Genomic DNA, 6,524 nt, shown 5'->3' with positions numbered 1-6,524 from the left:
AACTGAATGAAAGCGAGCAAATTGGCTCCGGTCTGCCCGGTGGCGTACCGGGTGCGCTGTCCAACCAGCCTGCGCCAGCCAATACGGCGCCGATCACCACGCCGCCAGCGAATCAGCAAAATGCGCAGAATGCACAAAATGGACAGAACGCGCAGCAGCAGACGGCCACCAGCGCCAGTGCTGGTCCACGTAATACCCAACGCAACGAAACCAGCAACTATGAAGTTGACCGCACCATTCGCCACACAAAAATGAACGTTGGCGATATACAGCGACTCTCCGTCGCCGTGGTCGTGAACTACAAAACGTTGCCGGATGGCAAACCGCTGCCGCTCACTGCCGATCAAATGAAGCAGATTGAAGATTTGACCCGTGAAGCAATGGGCTTCTCGGACAAGCGCGGCGATACCCTGAACGTGGTCAACTCACCGTTCAGCGCTACCGATGACAACGCTGGCGAACTGCCGTTCTGGAAACAGCCGTTGTTTATCGAACAGTTGATCTCGGCCGGACGTTGGTTGCTGGTGCTGTTGGTGGCATGGATCCTGTGGCGCAAAGCGATTCGTCCGCAGTTGACCCGTCGCGCTGAAGAGGCGAAAGCCGCGCAGGAACGCGAGCAACTCCGTCAGGAGACCGAAGAAGCCGTTGAGGTTCGCCTCAGTAAAGATGAGCAGACTCAGCAGCGTCGGGCAAATCAGCGCCTGGGCGCCGAAGTGATGAGCCAGCGCATTCGCGAAATGTCAGATAACGATCCGCGCGTCGTGGCGCTGGTCATTCGCCAGTGGATGAATAACGATCATGAGTAATGCTCTTTCCGGTACCGATAAAAGCGTCATCCTGTTGATGACCATTGGCGAAGATCGCGCGGCGGAAGTGTTCAAACACCTCTCCCAGCGCGAAGTGCAGACCCTGAGCGCCGCCATGGCGAACGTCCGCCAGATCTCCAACAAACAGCTGACCGACGTGCTGGCGGAGTTTGAGCAGGAAGCCGAGCAGTTCGCCGCCCTGAACATCAATGCCAACGAATATCTGCGTTCGGTACTAGTGAAGGCGCTGGGCGAAGAGCGAGCCTCCAGCCTGCTGGAAGATATTCTTGAAACCCGTGATACCGCCAGCGGCATTGAAACGCTCAACTTTATGGAGCCGCAAAGCGCCGCCGACCTTATCCGCGACGAACACCCGCAGATTATCGCCACCATCCTCGTGCACCTCAAACGCGGTCAGGCGGCGGATATTCTGGCGCTGTTCGACGAGCGTCTGCGTCACGATGTCATGCTGCGTATCGCCACCTTCGGCGGCGTACAGCCTGCCGCGCTGGCGGAACTGACCGAAGTGCTCAACGGCCTGCTTGACGGTCAGAACCTCAAGCGCAGCAAAATGGGCGGCGTGAGAACGGCGGCAGAAATTATCAACCTGATGAAAACGCAGCAAGAAGAAGCGGTTATTACCGCCGTGCGCGAATTCGATGGCGAGCTGGCGCAAAAAATTATCGACGAGATGTTCCTGTTCGAAAACCTGGTCGATGTGGACGACCGCAGCATCCAGCGTTTGCTACAGGAAGTGGATTCCGAGTCGCTGCTGATCGCCCTGAAAGGCGCGGAACAGCCGCTGCGCGAGAAGTTCCTGCGCAATATGTCGCAACGTGCGGCAGATATCCTGCGCGACGACCTCGCCAACCGTGGCCCGGTGCGTTTGTCGCAAGTGGAAAACGAACAGAAGGCCATTCTGTTGATTGTGCGTCGTCTGGCCGAGACCGGCGAGATGATGATTGGCAGCGGCGAGGATACTTATGTTTAACGAGCTGCCGTGGAAAATCTGGACCCCGGACGATCTCGCGCCGCCGCTGGCTGAATTTGTGCCCATGGAGCACGACGATGACCCCGTGTCTGAAGAGGACGAACCCGAGATCAGTGCGGAACAACAGCTTGAGCAACAGTTAGCCCAGCTGAAAATTCAGGCCCACGAACAAGGTTACAACGCGGGACTGGCGGAAGGACGGAAGTCCGGTCATGAACAAGGCTATCAGGAAGGGTTGGCTCAAGGGCTTGAACAAGGTCAGGTGCAGGCGCGCACCCAGCAGGCCCCGCTTCATGCGCGGATGCAACAACTGGTCAGCGAATTCCAGCATACGCTGGACGCGCTGGACAGCGTGATCGCTTCGCGTCTGATGCAGATGGCGCTGGAAGCCGCGCGTCAGGTCATTGGTCAGACGCCCGCGGTAGATAATTCCGCCTTAATCAAGCAGATCCAACAGCTCTTACAGCAGGAGCCCCTGTTCAGCGGCAAACCGCAGCTGCGCGTCCATCCGGATGATTTACAGCGCGTTGAAGAGATGCTCGGTGCCACCCTCAGCCTGCACGGCTGGCGTTTGCGTGGTGATCCGACCCTGCACCATGGCGGCTGCAAAGTTTCTGCGGATGAAGGCGATCTCGACGCCAGCGTGGCGACCCGCTGGCAAGAACTGTGTCGTCTGGCCGCGCCGGGAGTGATCTGATGACCTCACGCCTGACTCGCTGGTTGACGACGCTGGATAATTTCGAAGCCAAAATGGCGCAGCTTCCGGCCGTTCGTCGTTACGGACGACTGACCCGCGCCACCGGCCTGGTTCTGGAGGCCACCGGATTGCAGTTGCCGCTCGGCGCGACCTGCGTGATTGAACGCCAGGACGGAACGGAAACCCGCGAAGTGGAAAGTGAAGTGGTGGGCTTTAACGGTCAGCGTCTGTTTCTGATGCCGCTCGAAGAGGTCGAAGGCATTCTGCCCGGCGCGCGTGTCTATGCCAAAAACATCGCCGGTGAAGGGTTGCAAAGCGGTAAACAGTTGCCGCTGGGTCCGGCGCTGTTAGGTCGCGTGCTCGACGGCAGCGGCAAACCGCTTGACGGCCTTCCCTCCCCCGACACCACGGAAACCGGAGCGCTGATTACCCAGCCGTTTAACCCGTTGCAGCGTACGCCGATTGAGCATGTGCTGGATACCGGCGTGCGCCCGATCAACGCCCTGTTAACCGTCGGTCGCGGCCAGCGTATGGGGCTGTTCGCCGGTTCCGGCGTCGGGAAAAGCGTGCTGCTTGGCATGATGGCGCGCTATACCCGCGCCGACGTCATCGTCGTTGGACTGATTGGCGAACGTGGCCGCGAAGTGAAGGATTTCATCGAGAACATTCTCGGTGCCGACGGACGCGCGCGTTCGGTCGTGATCGCCGCGCCGGCGGACGTGTCGCCCTTACTGCGCATGCAGGGTGCCGCTTATGCCACCCGCATCGCCGAAGATTTCCGCGATCGCGGTCAGCACGTGCTGCTGATCATGGATTCCCTGACCCGTTATGCCATGGCCCAGCGTGAAATCGCGCTGGCGATCGGTGAACCACCGGCCACCAAAGGCTATCCGCCGTCGGTCTTCGCCAAACTTCCGGCGCTGGTTGAACGCGCAGGTAACGGGATCCACGGCGGCGGTTCCATCACCGCCTTTTATACGGTACTGACCGAAGGCGACGATCAGCAGGACCCGATTGCCGACTCGGCGCGAGCCATCCTTGATGGCCACATTGTGCTGTCGCGACGTCTGGCGGAGGCCGGACACTACCCCGCTATCGACATTGAAGCGTCGATCAGCCGTGCGATGACGGCGCTGATAACGGAACAACACTACGCCAAAGTGCGTCACTTCAAGCAGTTGCTGTCGAGCTTCCAGCGCAACCGCGATCTCGTCAGCGTCGGCGCCTATGCCAAAGGCAGCGATCCGATGCTCGATAAAGCCATCGCGCTGTGGCCACAACTGGAGGCGTTTTTGCAGCAAGGTATTTTCGAACGCGCTGACTGGGAGGATTCTCTGTCGGCGCTCGATCTGATTTTCCCGACGGTGTGATGAAGCAAGAGGGTAATGGTCATGGCTGAACATGGTGCACTGGCAACACTCAAAGATCTCGCCGAAAAAGAGGTGGATGACGCGGCGCTGCTGTTAGGTGAAATGCGCCGCGGTTTTCAGCAGGCGGAAGAACAGCTCACGATGCTGCTTGACTACCAGAATGAATATCGCAGCAACCTCAACAACGATATGAGTCAGGGGATTGCCAGTAATCGCTGGATTAACTACCAGCAATTTATTCAGACCTTGGAAAAAGCGGTGGAACAACACCGCCAGCAGTTAACGCAGTGGACGCAAAAAGTAGATATGGCGCTGAACAGCTGGCGTGAAAAAAAACAACGGCTTCAGGCCTGGCAAACCTTACAAGACAGACAGAACGCGGCGGCCTTACTGGCTGAAAACCGCCTGGATCAGAAAAAAATGGATGAATTTGCGCAGCGTGCAGCAATGAGGAAACCAGAATGATCACTTTACCCCAACGGGTCACCACGGACACTGACCTTATTACCGGCTTGTCGTCCGGTAAGGCGACGGATTCCGCCCAGGATTTTCTGACCCTGCTGGCAGGCGCATTAGGCGCAGGCGACGCACAGAGTAAAGACGCGCCGCTGACGTTAGCCGATTTACATGCCGCCAGCGGCAAACTGCAAAAAGGCCTGCTGGCACAGGACGGTGACGCTTCGCAGACCGTGAAACTGGCCGACCTGTTAGCGGCCAAAGAAGGACAGTCTGAAGAGTTGCAAAAAGGACTGAGCGATGCGCAGGCCCTGCTGTCCGCCCTGACACCCACACAAAAGAGCAGTGCGCTCGCGGCCCTGCGCCAGTCCGCGCAGAAAGATGAAGGTGCCACAGCCCTTAGCGATGGCGATCTCGCCAACCTCAGCGCCCTTTTCGCCATGCTGCCGGGTCAACCGGGAATGACGACACCACCGGTAACTACCGGTGAAAAAGGGCGTGTGCTGAGCACCACGTTGAGCACCGATCCCCGTTCACTCGCGCAGGCCGCGACCAGTCCGTTGACCCGTGACGATGCGAAAAAAAGCAAAACGGACAATGCCACGCCGGTGATCGCTGCGGAAAGCGCTAAAGGTCAGCCGGTCACTACGCCTGTGGTGGCTGCCGCTGCCGTCAACGCGGAGATCGACAGTACACCTTCCCCCGTGACGCCAGGCATCGCAATGACCACAACCACGCATTCCGCCTCGCAGCCGCTGCCCACCAGCGCCGCCCCGGTTCTGAGCGCACCGTTGGGTAGCCATGAGTGGCAACAATCCCTGAGTCAACACATCACGCTGTTTACCCGTCAGGGTCAGCAGAGCGCGGAACTGCGTCTGCATCCGGAAGATCTGGGTCAGGTACAAATCTCGCTTAAGCTTGATGATAACCAGGCACAATTGCAGATGGTCTCAGCCCATAGTCACGTTCGCGCGGCGCTGGAAGCCGCCCTGCCGACGCTGCGCACGCAACTGGCGGAAAGTGGCATTCAACTGGGACAAAGCAGCATTAGCAGCGAGAGTTTCGCCGACCAGCAGCACGCCTCATCCCAACAGCAGCAGACGGCTCGCACGCAGGGACAGGATCGGCTCATGGTTGATGACGAGAGCGAGCTGGCGGTTCCCGCTTCGCTCCAGTCCGCCGCACGCGGTAATGGCGCCGTCGATATCTTCGCCTAACGCCAGAGGTAGCACGATTATCCGCGTCTTTTCCACGCTTTGTCGTGGTCAGGACACGGGATAATCAGCCGATAAGCTGTACCGAAACAGGAAGCCCGTATCAGATGACTGATTCCGCGATTAGCAAAAAGAGCAAACGCTCAATTTGGATCCCGCTGCTGGTAATCATTACCCTTGCCGCTTGCGCCACCGCAGGCTATAGCTACTGGCGTATGCAGCAGCATCCCACTCCGGCGGCCAATGAACCACCGCCGCCGCCTGCACCGGTGTTCTTCGCCCTGGATACGTTTACCGTCAATCTGGGCGATGCGGATCGCGTTCTGTATATCGGCGTGACGCTGCGTCTGAAGGATGAAGCCACGCGCACGCGCCTGAACGAATATTTGCCAGAAGTCCGTAGCCGTCTGCTGTTGCTGTTCTCTCGTCAGGACGCCAATGCACTGTCTACCGAAGAAGGTAAGCAAAAATTGATCGCGGCGATTAAAGAGACGCTTTCTCCTCCGCTCGTTGCCGGACAACCTAAACAGGACGTCACCGACGTGCTGTATACAGCTTTCATTCTGCGGTAAAGACATGGGCGACAGTATTCTTTCTCAGGCTGAAATCGATGCGCTGTTGAATGGCGACAGCGACACGAAAGACGAGCCGACTCCGGGTATCGCGGGCGAAAGCGAAATTCGCCCGTACGATCCCAATACCCAGCGTCGCGTAGTGCGCGAGCGTCTGCAGGCGCTGGAGATCATCAACGAACGTTTTGCCCGTCAGTTCCGGATGGGGTTGTTTAACCTGTTGCGTCGTAGTCCGGATATCACCGTGGGCGCGATCCGCATTCAGCCGTATCACGAGTTTGCTCGTAACCTGCCGGTACCGACCAACCTGAACCTGATCCACCTGAAGCCGCTGCGCGGTACGGGTCTGGTGGTGTTCTCGCCGAGCCTGGTGTTTATCGCCGTCGACAACCTGTTTGGCGGTGATGGCCGCTTCCCG

7 protein-coding genes and 1 pseudogene are annotated in these 6,524 nt (G+C 58.6%); all 8 read left to right on the top strand.

The genetic code is table 11. The features are described from left to right. On the top strand, positions 1-806 hold an 806-nt coding region (gene fliF / locus AB7E14_RS18630; protein ID WP_428169782.1), incomplete at its 5' end, for a flagellar basal-body MS-ring/collar protein FliF. Further along, positions 799-1,797, top strand: a complete 999-nt coding sequence (gene fliG / locus AB7E14_RS18625; protein WP_042318283.1) for a flagellar motor switch protein FliG — start codon at positions 799-801, stop codon at positions 1,795-1,797. The genes fliF and fliG, both read left to right, overlap by 8 nt. Then, positions 1,790-2,494 carry a flagellar assembly protein FliH gene (gene fliH / locus AB7E14_RS18620; protein ID WP_316961774.1) on the top strand — a complete coding sequence of 235 codons (705 nt, stop codon included), beginning with the start codon at positions 1,790-1,792 and terminating at the stop codon, positions 2,492-2,494. The genes fliG and fliH overlap by 8 nt, the downstream gene beginning before the upstream one ends. After that, a complete protein-coding gene (fliI, locus tag AB7E14_RS18615; protein WP_043000288.1) occupies positions 2,494-3,864 on the top strand; it encodes a flagellar protein export ATPase FliI in 1,371 nt (456 codons plus the stop codon). Before fliH ends, fliI begins: the two co-directional genes overlap by 1 nt. A gap of 21 nt (positions 3,865-3,885) precedes the next feature. Next, positions 3,886-4,329, top strand: a complete 444-nt coding sequence (gene fliJ, locus AB7E14_RS18610; protein ID WP_043001895.1) for a flagellar export protein FliJ — start codon at positions 3,886-3,888, stop codon at positions 4,327-4,329. Further along, a complete protein-coding gene (gene fliK / locus AB7E14_RS18605) occupies positions 4,326-5,537 on the top strand; it encodes a flagellar hook length control protein FliK (protein ID WP_316961775.1) in 1,212 nt (403 codons plus the stop codon). The genes fliJ and fliK overlap by 4 nt, the downstream gene beginning before the upstream one ends. A 104-nt stretch (positions 5,538-5,641) precedes the next feature. Next, on the top strand, positions 5,642-6,106 hold the full coding sequence (gene fliL / locus AB7E14_RS18600; RefSeq protein WP_043000286.1) for a flagellar basal body-associated protein FliL: 465 nt from the start codon (positions 5,642-5,644) through the stop codon (positions 6,104-6,106). A gap of 4 nt (positions 6,107-6,110) precedes the next feature. After that, positions 6,111-6,524: pseudogene (gene fliM, locus AB7E14_RS18595) on the top strand (flagellar motor switch protein FliM); the annotation flags it as partial.

The organism is Citrobacter sp. (assembly GCF_050252275.1).
Classification (GTDB): domain Bacteria; phylum Pseudomonadota; class Gammaproteobacteria; order Enterobacterales; family Enterobacteriaceae; genus Citrobacter_A; species Citrobacter_A amalonaticus.
Note: the sequence above shows the minus strand (reverse complement) of the source record. Positions and strands in the feature narration are given on the sequence as shown.

What these genes read in the sequence shown, in the direction of transcription:
- fliG (WP_042318283.1), top strand. Translation starts at nt 799, where the DNA reads ATGAGTAATGCTCTTTCCGGTACCGATAAAAGCGTCATCCTGTTGATG.
- fliH (WP_316961774.1), top strand. Translation starts at nt 1,790, where the DNA reads ATGTTTAACGAGCTGCCGTGGAAAATCTGGACCCCGGACGATCTCGCG.
- fliI (WP_043000288.1), top strand. Translation starts at nt 2,494, where the DNA reads ATGACCTCACGCCTGACTCGCTGGTTGACGACGCTGGATAATTTCGAA.
- fliJ (WP_043001895.1), top strand. Translation starts at nt 3,886, where the DNA reads ATGGCTGAACATGGTGCACTGGCAACACTCAAAGATCTCGCCGAAAAA.
- fliK (WP_316961775.1), top strand. Translation starts at nt 4,326, where the DNA reads ATGATCACTTTACCCCAACGGGTCACCACGGACACTGACCTTATTACC.
- fliL (WP_043000286.1), top strand. Translation starts at nt 5,642, where the DNA reads ATGACTGATTCCGCGATTAGCAAAAAGAGCAAACGCTCAATTTGGATC.